The sequence below is a fragment of the Rhizobium sp. BK602 genome (genome assembly GCF_014195095.1).
Taxonomy (GTDB): domain Bacteria; phylum Pseudomonadota; class Alphaproteobacteria; order Rhizobiales; family Rhizobiaceae; genus Rhizobium.
In genome coordinates, this window is sequence record NZ_JACIBC010000008.1 from 125,279 (window position 1) to 142,419 (window position 17,141).

18 protein-coding genes are annotated in these 17,141 nt (G+C 63.8%); 13 read left to right on the forward strand and 5 right to left on the reverse strand.

Annotated features, from left to right (window positions below; translation table 11 throughout):
- Positions 1 to 58: 58 nt before the first annotated feature.
- The 4 genes from FHX11_RS24025 to hemC form a co-directional block, all read right to left on the reverse strand.
- Positions 59 to 1,657, reverse strand: a complete 1,599-nt coding sequence (locus FHX11_RS24025) for a heme biosynthesis protein HemY (protein WP_184361955.1) — start codon at positions 1,655 to 1,657, stop codon at positions 59 to 61.
- 15 nt (positions 1,658 to 1,672) lie between these two features.
- On the reverse strand, positions 1,673 to 2,944 hold the full coding sequence (locus tag FHX11_RS24030) for a COG4223 family protein (protein WP_184361957.1): 1,272 nt from the start codon (positions 2,942 to 2,944) through the stop codon (positions 1,673 to 1,675).
- A 79-nt stretch (positions 2,945 to 3,023) separates the two neighbouring features.
- Complete coding sequence (locus tag FHX11_RS24035; RefSeq protein ID WP_184361959.1) at positions 3,024 to 3,752, reverse strand: uroporphyrinogen-III synthase; 729 nt, start codon at positions 3,750 to 3,752, stop codon at positions 3,024 to 3,026.
- Positions 3,753 to 3,758: 6 nt separating this feature from the next.
- Positions 3,759 to 4,688 (reverse strand): hydroxymethylbilane synthase, encoded by a 930-nt coding sequence (gene hemC, locus FHX11_RS24040; RefSeq protein WP_184361961.1) that lies wholly within the window; start codon positions 4,686 to 4,688, stop codon positions 3,759 to 3,761.
- An 84-nt stretch (positions 4,689 to 4,772) separates the two neighbouring features.
- Here hemC and tsaD point away from each other — a divergent pair, with 84 nt between their 5' ends.
- Genes tsaD through FHX11_RS24065 form a run of 5 tightly spaced genes read left to right on the forward strand, consistent with a single transcriptional unit; the run spans position 4,773 to position 8,285 of the window.
- The gene (gene tsaD, locus FHX11_RS24045; protein ID WP_184361964.1) at positions 4,773 to 5,870 is read left to right on the forward strand and encodes a tRNA (adenosine(37)-N6)-threonylcarbamoyltransferase complex transferase subunit TsaD; all 1,098 of its coding nucleotides are present in this window, start codon (positions 4,773 to 4,775) and stop codon (positions 5,868 to 5,870) included.
- A complete protein-coding gene (locus FHX11_RS24050) occupies positions 5,867 to 6,856 on the forward strand; it encodes an NAD(P)H-dependent glycerol-3-phosphate dehydrogenase (protein ID WP_184361967.1) in 990 nt (329 codons plus the stop codon). The genes tsaD and FHX11_RS24050 overlap by 4 nt, the downstream gene beginning before the upstream one ends.
- Positions 6,857 to 6,884: 28 nt before the next feature.
- Positions 6,885 to 7,178 (forward strand): YciI-like protein, encoded by a 294-nt coding sequence (locus tag FHX11_RS24055; RefSeq protein WP_184361970.1) that lies wholly within the window; start codon positions 6,885 to 6,887, stop codon positions 7,176 to 7,178.
- 3 nt (positions 7,179 to 7,181) lie between these two features.
- Positions 7,182 to 7,613 (forward strand): EVE domain-containing protein, encoded by a 432-nt coding sequence (locus tag FHX11_RS24060; RefSeq protein WP_184361973.1) that lies wholly within the window; start codon positions 7,182 to 7,184, stop codon positions 7,611 to 7,613.
- A gap of 21 nt (positions 7,614 to 7,634) precedes the next feature.
- The gene (locus FHX11_RS24065; RefSeq protein ID WP_184361975.1) at positions 7,635 to 8,285 is read left to right on the forward strand and encodes a methyltransferase; all 651 of its coding nucleotides are present in this window, start codon (positions 7,635 to 7,637) and stop codon (positions 8,283 to 8,285) included.
- Between the two features lie 107 nt (positions 8,286 to 8,392).
- On the opposite strand, the gene FHX11_RS24070 is transcribed toward FHX11_RS24065, so the two are convergent.
- The gene (locus FHX11_RS24070) at positions 8,393 to 8,785 is read right to left on the reverse strand and encodes a hypothetical protein (protein ID WP_184361979.1); all 393 of its coding nucleotides are present in this window, start codon (positions 8,783 to 8,785) and stop codon (positions 8,393 to 8,395) included.
- 309 nt (positions 8,786 to 9,094) lie between these two features.
- Between FHX11_RS24070 and sdhC the strand changes: the two genes are divergently transcribed.
- From sdhC to sucC, 8 genes are all read left to right on the forward strand, one after another.
- A complete protein-coding gene (gene sdhC, locus FHX11_RS24075; protein ID WP_184361982.1) occupies positions 9,095 to 9,493 on the forward strand; it encodes a succinate dehydrogenase, cytochrome b556 subunit in 399 nt (132 codons plus the stop codon).
- A 67-nt stretch (positions 9,494 to 9,560) separates the two neighbouring features.
- The gene (sdhD, locus tag FHX11_RS24080; RefSeq protein WP_184361985.1) at positions 9,561 to 9,941 is read left to right on the forward strand and encodes a succinate dehydrogenase, hydrophobic membrane anchor protein; all 381 of its coding nucleotides are present in this window, start codon (positions 9,561 to 9,563) and stop codon (positions 9,939 to 9,941) included.
- Between the two features lie 7 nt (positions 9,942 to 9,948).
- Entirely contained in the window at positions 9,949 to 11,790 is a 1,842-nt protein-coding gene (gene sdhA / locus FHX11_RS24085; protein WP_184361988.1) for a succinate dehydrogenase flavoprotein subunit, read from the forward strand.
- A gap of 17 nt (positions 11,791 to 11,807) precedes the next feature.
- Complete coding sequence (locus FHX11_RS24090; RefSeq protein ID WP_184361991.1) at positions 11,808 to 12,587, forward strand: succinate dehydrogenase iron-sulfur subunit; 780 nt, start codon at positions 11,808 to 11,810, stop codon at positions 12,585 to 12,587.
- A 417-nt stretch (positions 12,588 to 13,004) separates the two neighbouring features.
- Positions 13,005 to 13,535 (forward strand): protease inhibitor Inh/omp19 family protein, encoded by a 531-nt coding sequence (locus tag FHX11_RS24095; RefSeq protein ID WP_184362380.1) that lies wholly within the window; start codon positions 13,005 to 13,007, stop codon positions 13,533 to 13,535.
- Between the two features lie 76 nt (positions 13,536 to 13,611).
- Positions 13,612 to 14,772, forward strand: coding sequence for a cell division protein ZapE (zapE, locus tag FHX11_RS24100; protein ID WP_184361994.1), 1,161 nt, complete (start codon positions 13,612 to 13,614; stop codon positions 14,770 to 14,772).
- Positions 14,773 to 14,951: 179 nt separating this feature from the next.
- Positions 14,952 to 15,914 carry a malate dehydrogenase gene (mdh, locus tag FHX11_RS24105; protein WP_184361997.1) on the forward strand — a complete coding sequence of 321 codons (963 nt, stop codon included), beginning with the start codon at positions 14,952 to 14,954 and terminating at the stop codon, positions 15,912 to 15,914.
- A gap of 27 nt (positions 15,915 to 15,941) precedes the next feature.
- Positions 15,942 to 17,138 (forward strand): ADP-forming succinate--CoA ligase subunit beta, encoded by a 1,197-nt coding sequence (gene sucC, locus FHX11_RS24110; protein ID WP_184362000.1) that lies wholly within the window; start codon positions 15,942 to 15,944, stop codon positions 17,136 to 17,138.
- Positions 17,139 to 17,141: the final 3 nt, after the last annotated feature.

Sequence of the window (17,141 nt, forward strand, 5' to 3'; positions counted from 1 at the left end):
TACAGCAACTCGGGCGCGGTCCTCCAGAAGCGTAAGCGCGCTTCCGGCGGATCAGGCCCTAGAACAACTTGAGCCGTGTCTTGGGTTCCGGTTCAAGTTCTCGATTTTTCACGCCCGGATCGTCCGGCGCACCGCCGAAAAAGGGCCTTGTTTCCGCTTCGCCGGCCGGTTCGGTCGTGGCGGCGGTTGTCGCCGGCTTCGCCACGATCGGTTCCAGTTCTATAACAGAGCTGCCGGCAGCCGGCGATGCAACTATCGGTGAAGCCGGCTTTTCCGCTGCGGTTGCGGGCGCGGGCTCCCGCATCGGCGGCAAGGACTTCAGCGCCGCGTCGACCGAGACCGCGGAGCCTTCCTCCACCGGACCTTCGATCTGACCGAACGGCGCCTTCCATTCGAAGGCATCGAGCCGGCCGGTGATGGGCGACAGCGGCAGCCATTTGTCGGAAACGAAGCCGTCGGCCACCCAGGCGGGATCGCGCGGCGCGCGCAGCGCCTGCGCCATCCAGTGGCGGACGCGACCCTGGTCGCCGGTTTCGGCCTCCTCGATATCGGCAAGCAGCAGGAAGGCGCCCTCGCGCGCATCGATGCGGGCCGCCGCCTCGGCCTTGGCGCGGGCCTTGGCGAAATCACGGGCATCGAGGGCGGCTTTCGCGGTGACCAGCAGCGCCTCGACATTGTTCGGGCGCAGCGCTTCCAGCCGCTCGGCGCGCTTCAGCCGGTCGGTGACGCTGTCGCCGCTGCGGGCGCGGACATAGGCCTTGCCGATCTCGGGATGCGGCTTGGCCTTCCAGACCTGTTCGAGCATGGATGCGGCCTTGCGCACCTTGTCCTCGCGGAACAGCGCCTTGGCGGCAGTCAGCGCGGCAGGGACGAAATCGGCGACGAGCTTCAGGGCGGCCAGCGCATCGTCGCGGGCACCAGTGGGGTCGCTTTCCAGCCTGTCGTTGGCGCGGGCGGTCAGCAGCACGGCGCGCTGGCGGTTGGCGGTCTCCCTGTCGACGACATGGGCAACCTTCTGCTGGTCGAGCAGCTTGATGGCGTCGTCCCAGTTGCCGGCCTGGCTGCGATATTCCAGCGTCGCCTGCGCCGCCCAGGGCAGGTAGGGCGCCTGATCGGCGGCCTTTTCGGCATATTGCCGCGCCGCCTCATTGGCGCCGAGGCGCTTGGCTTCCAGATAGAGGCCGCGCAGGCCGAGTTCGCGGGTTTCCGGATCGTTGGCCATCAGCTCGAACTTCTGGCGCGCCTCGTCATGCTTGCCTTCGATCAGCGCGGCCTGGGCCTCGAGCAGGTTGATCAGCGGCTCCTGGTCGGCGCGGATCAGGCCGCGCGTGCGTGCCGCCATCTTGCGGGCGAGCAGCGCATTGCCGGCACCGGCAGCGATCAGCCCGGTCGACAGCGCCTGATAGCCGCGATCGCGTTTGCGGGCGCGGAAATAACGGGTGACGGAATGCGGCGAATTCCAGATCAGCCGGAGGAGCCACCAGACGATCATGATGGCGGCGACCAGCGCGATCAGGATGCCGGCGGCAACGATCAGCTTGGTCTGGTAAAGCTGGCCTTCCCAGACCAGCGACAGATCGCCGGGCCGATCCGCAAGCCAGGAAAAGCCATAGCCGAGCGCCACGACGAGGAGGGCGAAGATAAGCAGTCTGATCATTCTCGCGCTCCGTCCTCAGCTCTGTTTTCCGGTGTTGGCGATCGCCTTCGACAGCGCATCGCCGACCAGATCTTCTACATGGATTCGGGCTTCCAGCGACTGCTTGAAGGCGGCGGAGGCCGATTTGGCGGCATCCGGCAGGCTGTTCCATTCGGTGACGGCGCCGGGCAGGTCGCCGTTCTTCACCTTGTCCTCGAACCTGGCGGCGATGGCATCGATGCTGTCGCCGGCGACATCGCCGACCGGCCGCACCTGCACCAGCGATTTGGCGCCCGTCAGCAGCCGGTCGCTCCAGCTCTGGTTCGGGTCGTCCTGCTGCGTGGAGGCGACGATCGCTGTCGTAACCGCGGAAACCTGCCGGATCAGATCGGCGCGGGACGGAATGCCCGTCTGGGCGAAGGCCCTGAGCGCGGCGACGGCGGGGTCGTCGGCGGCGACATTGGCAAAGGTGTCGAGTTCCGGCTGGAAGGGGCCGCCACGATCGATCGCCGCCTTCAGGGCCGCGGCCGCGATGGCGCGGGCGACGGCGTTTTCCTGGCTCGGCTCGCTGAGCTTCTTCTCGGCATCCTCCAGGCGCTTGCTGACGCTGGCATCGGCCGAAGCCTGATTTTGGGCCGCCTGATCGAGGCTCGCCTTGAGCTGTGCCACTTCGGTGCTGAGGGCGGCGATCTTCTGATCGGCATCGCCATTGCCCGTTGCGGATGCTCCGCCACCAGCCGTGTTGCCGGTCGCCGAGGTCTCGAGTGCCGCGACGCGCGCGGCAAGGGTGGCATCGGGAGCCGCGACCGGGGCGGCGGCGAGATTGGCAATGGTCTGCTTCAGCCCGTCGATTTCGGCGCCGAGCGCGGCGATGTCGCCGGACGTATCCTTCGCCGCGCGTCCGCCGGGCAGGAGGCCGGCATATTGAATGGCACCGGCACAGACAAGGGCAATCAAGCCGCCGACGATGCCGGCGGCGATCAGTCCGGACGTGGCGCCCTGCTGCCGTTGCGGCGCTGCCGGCTGCTCCGGGCGGTAAGAACTGGGTTCCGCCTGCCTGTCGAGTTCGTCCTTGAGCTTTTGCTCCGATGCTTCCGCGGCAAGCTCGTCGGCCTCGTCGCGCAAGGTTTCCTTCTCGGTTTCCAGCGGCATTTCCACCTCGTCGGCGGAGGAGCTGCCGGGTTCGCTCGGGTTGCGCTCGGTCAAATCCTCGGAGGTTGCGGCCTGCGCGGCTTCCTCGGCTTTCAGGTCGATCGTGATCGGCTCGTCGTTGGGCTTCGAATGGTTTGGCGTTTTTCGCGATACCATGAGGTCCTCTTTTCTTGCGCTGCAGCGAGGTTAGACAGACAAGTCGAATATGAAAAGAGCTTAGATCAAAATTGCGGCCTCACGCCATCGTCAGAAGCGCCAGAAGACTGTCTTCGTCCGGCATGGCCGCAATTTGCGTCCGGGCGGCGAATGCGGCCGGAACAGCCTCGGCAATCGCTTCGCTGAGGCAGAGGAACCGTGTTTCCGCCATAATTTCCGGCTGCTGCCGCAGAAGGGGCAGGCCGAAGAAACGCAAGGCCGTCTGGCGCGAATAGAGCAGAACGGCCTCGGCGCGGGCGTCGACAAAAAGCGCGCGAAGCGTGGCATCGTCGGGTTCGACATCGCGCATATGGTAGCATTCGGCGATCCTGAGCGGGATCTTCAATTCCGCCAGCCTCGTTTCAAAACCGGCGGCGCGCGGGGAGCCGGCGAGATAGAGCAGGGGAGACGGGGCGACGCCGGCCGCATCCTGCGCAACCAGCTCCGCAAGCTCGATGCCGCTGCCTTCCGAGGTCAAAACCCGCGTGAAGCCAAGAGCCGTTGCTTCCTTCGCCGTTGCCTTGCCGACGGCGAAGAGCGGGCGGTGGAGATGGGGCCGGATGGCCTCTTTGAGCGCCGCAAGGGCGTGGATCGCCTCGGCGCTGGTGACGGCGATGGCGCCTTGCGTCTCGGAGAGCGCGTGGCCGGCCGCCTGGGCATCGTGAACCGGCGCCGATAACGGCAGCGGCACGGCTTCGTGCCCCATGTCCGCGAGCCGCCGGGCGGTGCGTTCACCCGAATGCCGTGGGCGGGTGACGACGACGCGCATCTTCGGTCAGGTCCAGTCTTCGAAGAAGGTGCTGCCGGCCTCGGCACGGATCGCCTGGCCGGCATTGGTGCCGAGCGCCTCGGCATCGCGGCGATGGCCTTCGATGGTGGTGGTGTGCACCTGCTGGCCGTCGGGCGTCAGGATCATGCCGAAGAAGCGGATATGGTCGCCTTCGCAGACGGCATAGCCGGCGATCGGGGTGCGGCAGGAGCCGTCGAGTGCGGCCAGGAAACCGCGTTCGCAGGAGACCGTGTCGAAGGTCGGCCCGTCATTGATGGCGGCGAGCAGGTCGTTCGTCCGGGCGTCGGCGATGCGGCTCTCGATGGCGATGGCGCCCTGGGCCGGCGCCGGCGGGAATTCGTCGGGATCGAGGATCTCGGTGATGACATCGACCTTGCCGAGCCGCTTCAGCCCGGCAAGCGCCAATAGCGTCGCATCCGCCTGTCCCTCTTCCAGCTTGCGCAGACGGGTTTCGACCAGGCCGCGGAAGGTGATGACGTTGATGTCCGGACGCAGGCGGCGGATCAGCGCCTGGCGCCGCAGCGAGGCCGAGCCGACAGTCGCGCCATGCGGCAGCTCGATCAGCCTCGGCGCGGTGCGGCCAATGAAGGAATCGCGGATGTCCTCGCGCGGCAGGTAGGCGGTCAGCGCCAAGCCTTCCGGCAGCTTCGTCGCCATGTCCTTGGCGGAATGGACGGCGAAATCGAGCTCGCCCGAGGTCAGTTTCTCCTCCAACTCCTCGGTGAACAGGCCCTTGCCGCCGATCGCCGCCAGCGAACGGTCGGTGATGCGGTCGCCCTTGGTGCTCATGACGACGATCTCGAACATTTCCGCCGGCAGGCCATGCGCCGCCATCAGGCGATCGCGCGCCTCGTGCGCCTGCGCCAGTGCGAGCGGGCTGCCGCGCGTGCCGATCCGGAAAGGTTTTGTTTGCATCCGCTTTGATCCGTTGTTACCGACAGTTCCCGTAACCATATTTCCGCTTCATCGCAATCGACCAACAGGCATCGAACGACTTCCATGGCGTCCATTCTTCGTATTCTCGGCATCGAAACAAGTTGCGACGAAACCGCCGCGGCCATCGTCGAGCGCCGTGACGACGGCAGCGCCAAAGTCGTTTCCGACGTGGTTTTGAGCCAGTTGGACGAGCATAGCGCCTATGGCGGCGTGGTGCCAGAAATTGCCGCGCGCGCCCATGTCGAGGCGCTGGACACGCTGATCGACGAAGCCCTGAAGCGTGCCAATGTGTCGCTGTCCGATGTCGATGCGATTGCCGCCACGTCGGGACCTGGCCTGATCGGCGGCCTGCTTGTGGGGTTGATGACCGGCAAGGCGATTTCGCGGGCGACCGGCAAGCCGCTCTATGCCATCAACCACCTGGAGGGCCACGCACTGACGGCAAGGCTGACGGATGGCCTTAGCTTTCCCTATCTGATGCTGCTGGTCTCCGGCGGCCACACACAGCTCATCCTGGTGCGCGGCGTCGGCGACTATGAGCGCTGGGGCACCACGATCGACGACGCGCTGGGCGAGGCCTTCGACAAGACGGCCAAGCTGCTCGGCCTGCCCTATCCCGGCGGCCCGGCCGTCGAGGCGGCCGCGAAGAACGGCAATCCAGACCGCTTCGATTTTCCGCGGCCGCTGGTCGGCGAGACGCGGCTGGACTTTTCCTTTTCCGGTCTGAAGACGGCGGTGCGGCAGGCTGCGACCGCGATCGCACCGGTGAGCCAGCAGGATATCGCCGATATCTGCGCCTCGTTCCAGAAGGCGATCTCGCGCACGCTGAAGGACCGGATCGGCCGCGGGCTGCAGCGCTTCAAGACGGAATTCCCAAAGACGGCGGACAAGCCGGCGCTGGTGGTGGCCGGCGGTGTCGCCGCCAATCTCGAATTGCGCCGGACGCTGCAGGAGCTCTGCGACGCCAATGGCTTCCGCTTCATTGCGCCGCCCCTGAACCTCTGCACCGACAATGCGGTGATGATTGCCTGGGCCGGGCTGGAGCGGATGGCGACCGGTGCTTCGCCTGACGATCTCGACGTGCAGCCGCGTTCGCGCTGGCCGCTCGATCAGAAGGCCGAGACGCTGCTGGGACATGGCAAACGTGGAGCGAAGGCATGAGCGGCAGGGAAAAGATCGCGGTGATCGGTGCCGGTGCCTTCGGCACGGCGCTCGCCGCCGTCATCGCGCTGACCGGCCGCAGCGAGGTGACGCTGGTCGGGCGCAAGGCCGCGCTGATGGCCGACATCGCCGCCGATCGCGTGCATGATTCCGCATTGCCTGGGATCGAGCTGCCAGACTCTCTTCTGTTCTCCGCCGAACCGGATTCCATTTCCGATGCCGGCATCGTCCTCTTCGCCATGCCGTCGCAGGCGCAGGCGGATGCCGCCCGCCATTATGGACCCTATCTGGCGGCGGATGCCGTCGTCGTCACCTGCGCCAAGGGCATCGACAAGGTTTCCGGCGATCTCCTGACCGACATGCTGGAGCGGGAATTGCCGCAGCATGCCGTCGCCGTTCTGTCCGGACCCGGCTTTGCCGCCGATATCGCCAAAGGCTTGCCGACGGCCATGGCGATCGCCGCCTCCGACATGGCGGTCGCCGAAAGGCTGGCGCAGGCGATTTCCGGCCCGACCTTCCGGCTCTATGCATCGGACGATCGCATCGGCGTGCAACTCGGCGGGGCGCTGAAGAATGTGCTGGCGATCGCCTGCGGCATCGTCGAAGGGCGCGGCATCGGCGATTCGGCGCGCGCCGCGTTGATCAGCCGGGGGCTTGCCGAGATGTCGCGTTTCGTCGCCGCCAAGGGCGGCAAGGCCGAGACGGTGCGCGGGCTTTCGGGTCTCGGCGATCTCGTGCTGACAGCCACCAGCCACCAGTCCCGCAACCTGCGCTTCGGCATCGCGCTCGGCCGCGGCGAGGCGGCCGACCCGTCGCGCGGCGATCTGGTCGAGGGCGCCTATGCCGCCTCGATCGCGGCGAAGCTGGCGCGGAAACTCAGGGTCGATATGCCGATCACCGAAGCCGTTTCCGCCATCATTGACGGCAAGCTGGATATCCCGACCGCCATCGAGCAATTGATGACGCGGCCGATCACGACGGAATAGTTTCTGGATCTCAAAAGGAGCACGAATCATGCTGTTTGCCTTTGTCTGCAAGGACAAGCCCGGTCACCTGAATGTCCGGATGGAGACGCGTCCCGCCCATCTCGAGCATCTGAACAAGCTCAATGCCGAGGGGACGCTGAAGATCGCGGGTCCTTTCCTCGATGCCGACGGCAAGCCGAATGGCAGCCTGGTGATCGTCAGCGCCGAGACCATCGAGGCGGCGAGGGCGATTGCGGATGCCGATCCCTATGCCAAGGCCGGCCTGTTCGAGAACGTCGACGTCAAGCCATACAACTGGGTCTTCAACAATCCGGAGGCATGAGCCGTGGCACATTGGCTTTATAAATCCGAGCCGTCCTCCTGGTCCTGGCAGCAGCAGAAGGATGCTGGCGAGAAAGGCACGGAATGGACCGGTGTTCGCAACTACCTCGCCCGCAACAACATGCGGGCGATGCAGATCGGCGACAAGGGTTTCTTCTATCATTCCAATGACGGACTGGAGATCGTCGGCATCGTCGAGGTCTGCGCGCTGTCGCATCCCGATTTCACCGCCAAGGACGATCCGCGCTGGGATTGCGTCGATATCCGCGCCGTGCGGGACATGCCGAAGCCGGTGTCGCTGAAGGATATCAAGGCCAATCCGAAGCTGTCGCAGATGTCGCTGGTGACCTCGATGCGGCTTTCGGTGCAGCCGGTCACGGACGAGGAATGGCTCGAAGTCTGCCGCATGGGCGGTCTCGACAATCCGCCTGTGTGACGCGGCTGATCCGAGGGCCACTTGAAGACCGATCCCGAAAGCTTCATCCGTGCGAATACCGGCCTCATGGCGCCGCCGCATGTGCCGGAAATCCGGCTGCATCTGGCCAGCGAAGCGCATGAACTCTGGCTGAAGACGGAGGAAGAGCTGGAAGAGATCGGCCTGCCTCCACCCTTCTGGGCTTTCGCCTGGGCCGGCGGGCAGGGGCTTGCCCGCTATGTCCTCGATCATCCGGAAACGGTTGCCGGCAAGCGGGTGCTCGATTTCGCCAGCGGTTCGGGGTTGGTGGCGATTGCCGCCATGCTGGCCGGAGCGAGCCATGCACTCGCCGCCGACATCGACCCCTGGGCCAAGACGGCGGTGCGGCTGAACGCGGCCGCGAATGGCGTCGCGCTCGGTTTCACCGGCGACGATCTGGTCGGTCAAGGCGTGGATGCCGACGTGATCCTCGCCGGCGACGTCTTCTACGATCGCGATTTCGCGGCCCGTCTGGTGCCCTGGTTCCGGCATTTGGCAGCACAGGGCCGCCTTGTTCTCGTTGGCGATCCCGGCCGGGCCTATCTGCCCAAGGATCGCCTGCGGGCCGAGGCCACCTATCAGGTGCCGGTGACGCGGGCGCTGGAGGACAGCGAGGTCAAGAAGACGACAGTCTGGCGCTTTCTTGCCGGTTGACGGCGTTAGAGCAACTCCAGGAAAAGTGCGTGAGCCGCTTTTCGTCCGGAATGCGTCAAAGCAATAGGCTAGGGCAGCTCAGCGATCCCGTGAAACGCTGCATCGCTCTAGGGGCGAATCACGCAGACGCCGGCTTCATACGAGCAGGCGCTGCCGGCGAGCCTGACATCGATGATCTTGGCGCGCGGGCGGCGCGGCGGCAGGCGCGCATCCGCATATGGATCATAGTCGCTGTAGCCGAAGACGTAGGTGCCGCCGTTTGCCTCAAAGCCGTCGGCGGTGCTGAAATCGCTCCCGTGCTGTCGCGCGGTGAAGGCAATTCCGGCTGTTTGCGGCCGAGCCGGATCTTGCGGCGTGGAGATTTCATGCAACCGGAAGAGGCCGGAATCATGGTGGGGGCGATGTTTCCGATAATAGTCTCCCGCCGTGACGGAGGTGGCGGAGAAAATCGCGGCTGCCGCCAAAACAAGCGCCGCTGCCTTCAAATCAAACTGCCCCATCTCACCGCCTCGCGTTCCAAATGTTTAATGAAATATGAAGATACAGTGCCGCAAGTTCCAGGCTAAGTCCACGCGAGCGGCGGAAAAATCGCATTCGGGGGCTGATCCAGGGAGGCGATTGCGGTGTACTCGCCCAAGATGCGGGCAATCCGAATCGATTAAATTCGAGGCAGGCCGCAATTGTGCTTGTCGCCGCCGCGTTCCGTGATTATTGGTCGCAATTGATGCAACGCACACTGGATTTCCGCGTGCCTGCGTTGCCCCGGAAATATCCGGGTTCGAAGCGTATCGTAACGCCGCGAGGTTCTGATGGCGAACGTCACACAAAACCGGCCTTTGTCGCCGCATCTGCAAGTCTACAAACTCATTCCCACCATGGTCATGTCGATCGTCCACCGTATCACCGGCGGCGCGCTCTATTTCGGCACGATCCTGGTCGCCTGGTGGCTGATCGCGGCCGCGACCGGCCAGGCCTATTTCGATCTGGTCAACTGGATCATGGGCTCGATCATCGGCCGGCTCGTCCTGATCGGCTATACCTGGGCGCTGCTGCACCACATGCTCGGCGGCTTCCGCCATTTCGTCTGGGATCTCGGACATGGTTTCGACCCCGCCGTCTCAACGAAGATGGCCAAGGCGACGCTCGCCGGCTCGATCTGTCTGACCGCGCTGGTCTGGATCGTCGGCATCGTCATCCGGCTGGTTTGATTGGCGTGATCCCTCGGGAAGCCGCTCGCGCTTCTTCGGTCCGATCATGCTCTAAAGGATATTTCTCATGGATATGCGCACCCCTCTGGGTAAAGTCCGCGGTCTCGGTTCCGCCAAGGAAGGCACCGATCATTTCTGGCGCCAGCGCGTGACCGCCGTCGCCAACGTCCCGCTCTTCATCTTCTTCATCGTTTTCCTGATCATCCATGCCGGCGCCCCCTATGCGGACGTTGTGCACGCGCTGTCGAATCCCTTCGTCGCCGTCATCATGGGGCTGATGGTGATCTCCGGCGTCATTCACATGAGGCTCGGCATGCAGGTCATCATCGAGGACTATGTCCACGCCGAATTCGGCAAGATCGTCCTTCTCATGCTCAACACATTCTTCGCGATCGTCATGGCGGGGCTCTGTCTCTTCGCCATTCTGAAGATTGCGTTCGTAGGATAATTGCATCATGGCACCGAACTCACCCGCTCAGAATGGCAAGGCCTATAAATATGTCGATCACTCCTATGACGTGATCGTCGTCGGCGCCGGCGGCGCCGGCCTGCGCGCCACCCTCGGCATGGCCGAACAGGGCTTCCGCACCGCCTGCATCACCAAGGTGTTCCCGACCCGGTCGCACACGGTCGCAGCCCAGGGCGGCATTGCCGCCTCGCTGCAGAACATGACGCCGGACAGCTGGCAGTGGCATCTCTACGACACCGTCAAGGGCTCCGACTGGCTCGGCGACGTCGACGCCATGCAGTATCTCGCCATGGAAGCGCCGAAGGCGGTCTATGAGCTCGAGCATTACGGCGTGCCCTTCTCGCGCAATGAGGAAGGCAAGATCTATCAGCGCCCGTTCGGCGGCCACATGCAGAATTACGGCGAGGGACCGCCGGTGCAGCGCACCTGTGCCGCCGCCGACCGTACCGGCCATGCCATCCTGCATACGCTCTATGGCCAGTCGCTGCGCAACAACGCCGAATTCTTCATCGAGTATTTCGCGCTCGACCTCATCATGTCGGATGACGGCAGCCGCTGCACCGGCGTCGTCGCCTGGTGCCTCGATGACGGTACGATCCATCGTTTTGCCGCCAAGATGGTGGTGCTGGCGACCGGCGGCTACGGCCGCGCCTATTTCTCGGCAACCTCGGCCCATACCTGCACCGGCGACGGCGGCGGCATGGTGGCCCGCGCCGGCCTGCCGCTGCAGGACATGGAATTCGTGCAGTTCCATCCGACCGGCATCTACGGCTCCGGCTGCCTGATCACCGAAGGCGCACGCGGGGAAGGCGGCTATCTCGTCAACTCCGAGGGTGAGCGCTTCATGGAGCGTTACGCGCCGTCGGCCAAGGACCTTGCCTCGCGCGACGTCGTGTCACGCTGCATGACCATCGAGATCCGCGAGGGCCGCGGTGTCGGCAAGAACAAGGATCACATCTTCCTGCATCTCGACCATCTCGATCCGGCCGTTCTGCATGAGCGCCTGCCCGGCATTTCCGAGAGCGCGCGCATCTTCGCCGGCGTCGACGTGACCCGCGAACCGATCCCGGTCCTGCCGACCGTCCATTACAATATGGGCGGCATCCCCACCAACTACTGGGGCGAGGTGCTGAATGCCGACAGCAACAATCCGGAGCGTATCCTGCCCGGCCTGATGGCTGTCGGCGAAGCCGGCTGCGCCTCGGTGCACGGCGCCAACCGCCTCGGCTCCAATTCGCTGATCGATCTCGTGGTCTTCGGCCGTGCCGCCGCCATCCGCGCCGGTCAGGTCATCGACCGCGACAGCCCGGTTCCGGCGCTCAACATCGCAGCCTGCGACAAGATCATGGATCGCTTCGACAAGCTGCGCCACGCCAGCGGCTCGATACCGACGGCGGTGCTGCGCGAGAAGATGCAGCGCGCCATGCAGGAGGACGCCGCCGTGTTCCGCACGCAGGAATCGCTGGAGTCCGGTTGCCGCCGCCTTTCGGAGATCTGGAAGGAGCTGCCCGACATCAAGGTCACCGACCGTTCGCTGATCTGGAATTCCGATCTGGTCGAGACGCTGGAACTTCATAACCTCATGGCCAATGCCATCGCGACCATCTACGGCGCCGAGGCCCGCAAGGAAAGCCGTGGCTCGCATGCCCGCGAGGACTACACCGAGGGCAAGTTCGCCGGCCGCGACGACGAGAACTGGCGCAAGCATACGCTCGCATGGGTCAACGAAGCCGGCGACGTGAAGCTCGACTATCGTCCCGTTCACACCGACCTGATCGCCGAAGGCATCGATCCGCACAAGATCGAGCCGAAGGCGCGCGTCTATTGATCTGAGAGGAACTGACCATGGTTGAACTCGCTCTCCCCAAGAACTCTCAGATGCGCGAAGGCAAGGTCTGGCCGAAGCCGGCGGGTGCTACGAATACGCGCGAATTCCGCGTCTATCGCTGGAGCCCGGACGACGGCCAGAACCCGAGCATCGACACCTACTACGTCGATATCGACGATTGCGGCCCGATGGTGCTCGACGGCTTGCTCTATATCAAGAACAAGATCGACCCGACGCTGACGCTGCGCCGTTCCTGTCGCGAAGGCATCTGCGGCTCCTGCGCCATGAACATCGACGGCACCAATACGCTCGCCTGCACCAAGGGTCTCGATGAAATCAACGGCACGGTGAAGATCTATCCGCTGCCGCATATGCCCGTCATCAAGGACCTCGTGCCGGATCTGACGCATTTCTACGCCCAGCATCGTTCGATCGAGCCCTGGCTGAAGACGGTGTCGCCGCCGCCGGCCAAGGAATGGAAGCAGAGCCATGAGGATCGCCTGAAGCTCGACGGCCTCTACGAATGCATCCTCTGCGCCTGCTGCTCGACCTCCTGTCCGAGCTATTGGTGGAATGGCGACCGCTATCTCGGCCCGGCCGTCCTGCTGCAGGCCTATCGCTGGCTGATCGATAGCCGCGACGAGGCCAAGGGCGAGCGTCTCGACAATCTCGAGGATCCCTTCCGCCTCTATCGCTGCCACACGATCATGAACTGCGCCCAGACCTGCCCGAAGGGTCTGAACCCGGCCAAGGCGATCGCCGAAATCAAGAAGATGATGGTCGAGCGGCGGGTCTGACCCGCCGGCGACTGGTGGGCGAGAATTGCGATGATGAGGGCCGCTGCCGGAAATGGTTGCGGCTCTTATGGTTTTCACGGCCTCGCTCGATATTGTCATGATCGGAAGCGATCGCGAGGCTAGGGAAACGGCCCATGGGATGCTTCCGCATGAAGTTTACCGGGGCGAGCCTTGAAATGACCGGATTTCTGCGGAGCTATGGCCGCTCATGATTTATGGCCGTAGCGACTTGATTAACCAAAGTGAAATACGATAATTCCAAATTAATCAGGCGCTGGAGTGCGGTGCTTTCACAGGAAGGCGCTAGGATTGCTCCGGTTTTGAATCTGGAGTGTCTTGTCCGCCTCTGGTGATATCACCCGGCGGCGGGACATTTTGGCGTGTAAATGTCGGTGGTGGACAATTAGGAGTGTGATGATGCATTTGAGATATGCAGTGACGGCTGCGGCGATAGGTCTGTCGCTTGCCGGTTGCCAGCGCACGGCATACGACAACGACGATACGTCCTATTCGCGGCCAGCGCCGCTGCAGGCCCAGCCCGTCCCCTCCGTCCAGTCCAGCGCGCTTCCTCCCACGAACGCCAGTGCCTCACAGTTTCCGGCGGCGCCGACGAATGCGCCGAGCGCTGCCAATCAGCAGCAACAGCAGGCGATGGCCGCCTCGGCGCAGGACGTGACCAAGGAATCCATGGTCGGGAGCTGGAAAGTCAGCAATGGCGGCGCGAGCTGCGACATGTTCCTGACGCTCACCAATCTCGGCAGCGGATCGCGCGGCGGCACGCGTGGCTGCGCCGGCGAGCTGACCTCGATGGGGTCGTGGGAAGTGTCCGGCAAACAGGTCATCCTGAAGAACCGCGACGGCACCCAGATCGGCTCGCTCTACAAGACGGCCGATTCGCGTTACGACGGATCGACCGCTTCCGGTCAGCCGCTCAGCCTTAGCCGATAAAGCTTTCGAAGGGCCGGCCCGTTCCTTCGAAACGTTTTCCGGCCGCTTCCTTTCTTGCACAGGTGGATATTTCCCCATGCAGCCCATGCCCGATTATTCCATCAGCGTCTGCGAACAGCTGAAGGCGCTGACGGTTTCCGGATCGCTTCAGGTGGATTCGGCACAGATGGATGTGGCGAAATCCCTAGACCGGGTGCTCGCCAACCTCAAGCAGAAGCGGCCGGCGACGAAATCGAGCGCGCTCGGCTGGATGTTCGCCCGCAAGAAGCCGGTCGAGATCGTTCGCGGCCTCTACATCCATGGCAGCGTCGGGCGTGGCAAGACCATGCTCATGGACATGTTTTTCGCCATGGCGCCTGCCAAGAAGAAGCGCCGGGCGCATTTTCACGAATTCATGGCGGACGTGCACAATCGCATCGCCGCCCATCGGCTGAAATTCAAGAATGGCGAGACCAAGCAGGCCGATCCCGTGCTGCCGGTCGCCGCCGATCTCTACGACGAGGCCGAGCTCCTTTGCTTCGACGAATTCACCGTGACCGATATCGCCGATGCGATGATCCTGTCGCGGCTGTTTTCCGAGCTGTTCTCGTTCGGCTGCGTGCTGATCGCCACCTCGAATGTCGAGCCTGACAATCTCTATCGCGACGGCCTCAATCGTGGCCTGTTCCTGCCCTTCATCGATCTCCTGAAGCGCCATGTCGATGTCGTGACGCTGGATTCGCCAACCGACTACCGCATGGAGAAGCTCAACAGCCAGCCGGTCTACCTGACGCCGGTCGACGAGCGCACCGACATGGCGATGGACGCCTCCTGGGTGCAGGCGCTGCATGGGCGCAAGCCTCAGCCGATGGAGATCCCGAGGAAGGGCCGCTCCATCCATGTTCCGCTCGCGGTCGATCGGATGGCGCGCTTTTCCTTCGCCGATCTCTGCGAGGCACCGCTCGGTGCGGCCGATTTCCTGGCGATCGCCGAGCGCTTCGATACGATCTTTCTCGATCACGTGCCGATGCTCGGTCCGGAAAAGCGCAACCAGACCAAGCGCTTCATCATTCTCATCGACACGCTCTACGATCATGCCATCCGGCTTTACGTGACGGCGGCGGCGATGCCGGAGGATCTCCTGACCGCCCGGCGCGGCACCGAAGGCTTCGAGTTTGACCGCACCGCATCGCGGCTTTTCGAGATGCGCAGCGCCGAATATCTCGCCCAGACTCCGGCCCGGCGGGCGGCCGAATAACAAATTGGTGACAAAATGTCTTACGTTTACGTAAGACATTTTCGATCTAACCGATTGAAAATCCTGATCTCAAAATAATCAATTGCCAATTTCGACCTTTGGGGCTATGCGAATGGCGGCAACGGAGGATGCCTTGCAGGCGTCCCGCCACGGATTTTGATCGCAAAGGATACACCGAAATGGCGCGCAACAAGATCGCTCTCATTGGTTCTGGCATGATTGGTGGCACGCTGGCGCATCTCGCCGGCCTGAAAGAACTGGGCGACATCGTCCTGTTCGACATCGCGGACGGCATTCCCCAGGGCAAGGGCCTCGACATCGCCCAGTCCTCGCCGGTTGACGGCTTCGACGCCAACCTGACCGGCGCCAGCGACTATTCCGCGATCGAAGGCGCCGACGTCTGCATCGTCACCGCAGGCGTTCCCCGCAAGCCGGGCATGAGCCGCGACGATCTTCTCGGCATCAACCTCAAGGTCATGGAGCAGGTCGGCGCCGGCATCAAGAAATATGCCCCGAACGCTTTCGTGATCTGCATCACCAACCCGCTCGACGCCATGGTCTGGGCGCTGCAGAAGTTCTCGGGTCTCCCGGCCAACAAGGTCGTCGGCATGGCCGGCGTGCTTGATAGCTCGCGCTTCCGCCTCTTCCTCGCCAAGGAATTCAACGTTTCGGTCGAAGACGTCACCGCCTTCGTTCTCGGCGGCCACGGCGACACGATGGTGCCGCTCGCTCGCTACTCCACCGTTGCCGGCATTCCGCTGACCGACCTCGTCACCATGGGCTGGCTCACCAAGGAGCGCCTCGAAGAGATCATCCAGCGCACCCGTGACGGCGGCGCCGAGATCGTCGGCCTGCTCAAGACCGGCTCGGCCTATTACGCTCCGGCCGCTTCCGCCATCGTGATGGCCGAATCCTACCTCAAGGACAAGAAGCGCGTTCTGCCCTGCGCCGCGCATCTCGACGGCCAGTACGGCGTCAAGGACATGTATGTCGGCGTTCCCACCATCATCGGCGCCGGCGGCGTCGAGCGCATCATCGAAATCGATCTGAACAAGGCGGAAAAGGAAGCCTTCGACAAGTCGGTCGGTGCTGTTGCCGGCCTTTGCGAAGCCTGCGCCACCATCGCGCCGTCGCTGAAATAATCTAGCCGTTATAACAGGGATAGACCCATGAACATTCATGAATATCAGGCCAAGGCTCTGCTGAAGACCTATGGCGCACCCGTCGCGGACGGCGTTGCCATCTTCTCCGCCGACGAAGCCGCCGCAGCCGCCAAGCAGCTTCCGGGCCCGCTTTACGTCGTCAAGAGCCAGATCCATGCCGGCGGTCGCGGCAAGGGCAAGTTCAAGGAGCTGAGCGCCGACGCCAAGGGCGGCGTCCGTCTCGCCAAGTCGGTCGACGATGTCGTCGCCAACGCCAAGGAAATGCTCGGCAACACGCTGGTGACCAAGCAGACCGGCCCGGCCGGCAAGCAGGTCAACCGCCTCTACATCGAAGACGGCGCTGACATCGACCGCGAACTCTATCTCTCGATCCTGGTCGACCGCTCGGTTGGCAAGGTCGCCTTCGTCGTATCGACCGAAGGTGGCATGGACATCGAGACCGTCGCGCACGACACGCCGGAAAAGATCATCACCGTCGCCATCGATCCGGCCGCCGGTGTGACGGCTGCCGACTCGGCCGCCCTGTCCGACGCGCTGAAGCTCGCGGGTGCCGCCCGCGAGGACGGCGCCAAGCTGTTCCCGATCCTCTACAAGGCCTTCGTCGAGAAGGACATGGCCCTGCTCGAGGTCAATCCGCTGATCGTCATGACCAACGGCCGCCTGCGCGTCCTCGACGCCAAGGTCTCCTTCGACGGCAACGCGCTGTTCCGCCACGAGGACATCGTCGCGCTGCGCGACACGACCGAGGAAGACGCCAAGGAAATCGAAGCGCACAAGTATGACCTCGCCTATGTCGCCCTCGACGGCAACATCGGCTGCATGGTCAACGGCGCCGGTCTCGCCATGGCGACCATGGACATCATCAAGCTCTACGGCGCCGAGCCGGCGAACTTCCTCGATGTCGGCGGCGGCGCCACCAAGGAAAAGGTCACCGCGGCCTTCAAGATCATCACCGCCGACCCGGCTGTCGAAGGCATCCTGGTCAACATCTTCGGTGGCATCATGAAGTGCGACGTCATCGCCGAAGGCGTGCTCGCAGCCGTCAAGGAAGTCGGTCTGAAGGTTCCGCTCGTCGTGCGCCTCGAAGGCACCAATGTCGAACTCGGCAAGAAGATCATCAACGAATCCGGTCTCAACGTCATCTCGGCCGATGACCTGGACGATGCCGCCCAGAAGATCGTCAAGGCAGTCAAGGGAGCCTGAGCC

What these genes read in the sequence shown, in the direction of transcription:
- FHX11_RS24025 (WP_184361955.1), bottom strand. Translation starts at nt 1,657, where the DNA reads ATGATCAGACTGCTTATCTTCGCCCTCCTCGTCGTGGCGCTCGGCTAT.
- FHX11_RS24030 (WP_184361957.1), bottom strand. Translation starts at nt 2,944, where the DNA reads ATGGTATCGCGAAAAACGCCAAACCATTCGAAGCCCAACGACGAGCCG.
- FHX11_RS24035 (WP_184361959.1), bottom strand. Translation starts at nt 3,752, where the DNA reads ATGCGCGTCGTCGTCACCCGCCCACGGCATTCGGGTGAACGCACCGCC.
- hemC (WP_184361961.1), bottom strand. Translation starts at nt 4,688, where the DNA reads ATGCAAACAAAACCTTTCCGGATCGGCACGCGCGGCAGCCCGCTCGCA.
- tsaD (WP_184361964.1), top strand. Translation starts at nt 4,773, where the DNA reads ATGGCGTCCATTCTTCGTATTCTCGGCATCGAAACAAGTTGCGACGAA.
- FHX11_RS24050 (WP_184361967.1), top strand. Translation starts at nt 5,867, where the DNA reads ATGAGCGGCAGGGAAAAGATCGCGGTGATCGGTGCCGGTGCCTTCGGC.
- FHX11_RS24055 (WP_184361970.1), top strand. Translation starts at nt 6,885, where the DNA reads ATGCTGTTTGCCTTTGTCTGCAAGGACAAGCCCGGTCACCTGAATGTC.
- FHX11_RS24070 (WP_184361979.1), bottom strand. Translation starts at nt 8,785, where the DNA reads ATGGGGCAGTTTGATTTGAAGGCAGCGGCGCTTGTTTTGGCGGCAGCC.
- sdhC (WP_184361982.1), top strand. Translation starts at nt 9,095, where the DNA reads ATGGCGAACGTCACACAAAACCGGCCTTTGTCGCCGCATCTGCAAGTC.
- sdhD (WP_184361985.1), top strand. Translation starts at nt 9,561, where the DNA reads ATGGATATGCGCACCCCTCTGGGTAAAGTCCGCGGTCTCGGTTCCGCC.
- sdhA (WP_184361988.1), top strand. Translation starts at nt 9,949, where the DNA reads ATGGCACCGAACTCACCCGCTCAGAATGGCAAGGCCTATAAATATGTC.
- FHX11_RS24090 (WP_184361991.1), top strand. Translation starts at nt 11,808, where the DNA reads ATGGTTGAACTCGCTCTCCCCAAGAACTCTCAGATGCGCGAAGGCAAG.
- FHX11_RS24095 (WP_184362380.1), top strand. Translation starts at nt 13,005, where the DNA reads ATGCATTTGAGATATGCAGTGACGGCTGCGGCGATAGGTCTGTCGCTT.
- zapE (WP_184361994.1), top strand. Translation starts at nt 13,612, where the DNA reads ATGCAGCCCATGCCCGATTATTCCATCAGCGTCTGCGAACAGCTGAAG.
- mdh (WP_184361997.1), top strand. Translation starts at nt 14,952, where the DNA reads ATGGCGCGCAACAAGATCGCTCTCATTGGTTCTGGCATGATTGGTGGC.
- sucC (WP_184362000.1), top strand. Translation starts at nt 15,942, where the DNA reads ATGAACATTCATGAATATCAGGCCAAGGCTCTGCTGAAGACCTATGGC.